Genomic DNA, 1,664 nt, shown 5'->3' on the forward strand with positions numbered 1-1,664 from the left:
TAAAATAAAGTGTGTAAGTTAGAAATACAATAAAACTAACTGCATACTTTATTTTTCTATATAAGGTGTGCTACACTCAAAGAAAGGATGAAAAAAAGGATGAGTACAGCACTTATGGCAAAGAGAAAGAACCGTAACACAAAAGGGGCGGCGATCGCCCAGGCAATCTTGGAACAATACCAGCCGCAGACAAAAGAAGAAATGCAGGATGCAATCAAAGATATTTTTGGGCCTATGTTTGAAGCCATGCTCCAGGGGGAGATGGACAGCCATCTCGGATATGATATAAATGACCATGGGTATAAGGAAACAACAAACCGCCGAAATGGATACATACACAAAAATGTAAATACCGCTTACGGAGAGATTCCGGTCGACGTCCCGAGGGACAGGGATGCAACCTTTGAGCCGCAGCTTATCCCTAAACGCACAAAGGATATCAGTGGAATCGAGGACAAGGTTCTCGCCATGTATGGGAAAGGGATGAGCCAGCGTGATATTGCAGACACGATCGAGGATATCTATGGCTTTGAGATCTCCCATGAAACGATATCCACAATCACAGACCGTGTCATAGATACGGCAAATGAATGGCAGAACCGCCCCCTGAAGAAATTTTATACGTTTTTGTTTGTAGATTGCCTGTATGTCTCCATCCGTAAGGAAATGGAAACCAAGAACTGCGCAGTGTATGTGATACTTGGTTATGACGTGAATGGCGTGAAAGACATTCTTGGCATCTGGATTGGGGAATCCGAGGGAAAACATTATTGGATGCAGATTTTTGATGAGATCAAGGCCCGCGGAGTGGAGGACATCCTGTTCATCAGCATGGACGGTGTTTCTGGGCTTGAAGAAGGGGCGCGCTCCATTTTTAAAGATGTGGTTGTACAGCGCTGTATCGTGCATCTGATCCGTAACTCTATGAAATATATCCCATCAAAGGAATATAAGAAATATACCGCACAGCTTAAAAAGATTTATGGAGCAGCCAGCCTGAAAGCGGCGGAAGCAGAATTCGAACGGTTCCGGCAGGCATGGAGCAGCTATCCCGGGGCTGTGGATGTATGGCTGCGTAACTGGACCCATGTAGAGCAGCTATTCAATTATGGGAGCGCTGTCAGAAAAGTAATGTATACAACGAATGCCATTGAGTCGGTCAACTCCAGTTTCCGTAAAGTCACAAAAAAAGGCTCCTTCCCCAATGAGGACGCAGTCAGGAAAGCCTTTTATCTGCGGATCGTGGAATTATACAAAAAATGGAATGATCGTCCAGTGCCGAACTGGTCGATGGTGAGGAACCAGCTGGCGATGGATGATAAGATGCAGACCAGAATTTTAAAATACGAAAAATATTAAGACAGGGAGGAACTTATGCATGAGTAGATACTACGACTATTTTGAAGAACAACGTCACACTAACGGAGAAGTTACTATTGATGAATTTATAGCAGAAGCCATGCGGACAGACCTCAAATTTGAGACGTTAGCAGAGGAACTGCAATATCAGCGCACCTCCCGGATAACACTCATGAATGAACTACTTACCTGTTACCAGTACCTGAAAGAGCATGATATGTTACTTTTATATGAGGCTTATAGAAATGGTGAGGAGCTACCCTTTGATTGAGCTTCAGATAATAAATATGGCGGTCATATGACCG

The 1,664-nt window shown here is 43.9% G+C and carries 2 protein-coding genes; both read left to right on the forward strand.

What is annotated here, in order from left to right; translation table 11 throughout:
• Positions 1-114 precede the first annotated feature (114 nt).
• On the forward strand, positions 115-1,359 hold the full coding sequence (locus tag D7Y06_RS24975; protein WP_120410166.1) for an IS256 family transposase: 1,245 nt from the start codon (positions 115-117) through the stop codon (positions 1,357-1,359).
• 19 nt (positions 1,360-1,378) lie between these two features.
• The gene (locus tag D7Y06_RS24980) at positions 1,379-1,630 is read left to right on the forward strand and encodes a hypothetical protein (protein WP_120410165.1); all 252 of its coding nucleotides are present in this window, start codon (positions 1,379-1,381) and stop codon (positions 1,628-1,630) included.
• Positions 1,631-1,664: the final 34 nt, after the last annotated feature.

It is taken from the genome of Roseburia sp. 1XD42-69 (assembly GCF_003612565.1).
Classification (GTDB): domain Bacteria; phylum Bacillota; class Clostridia; order Lachnospirales; family Lachnospiraceae; genus Roseburia_B.

Excerpts from the sequence above, each read along its gene's own strand:
- D7Y06_RS24980 (WP_120410165.1), top strand. The coding sequence starts at position 1,379 with ATGAGTAGATACTACGACTATTTTGAAGAACAACGTCACACTAACGGA.
- D7Y06_RS24975 (WP_120410166.1), top strand. The coding sequence starts at position 115 with ATGGCAAAGAGAAAGAACCGTAACACAAAAGGGGCGGCGATCGCCCAG.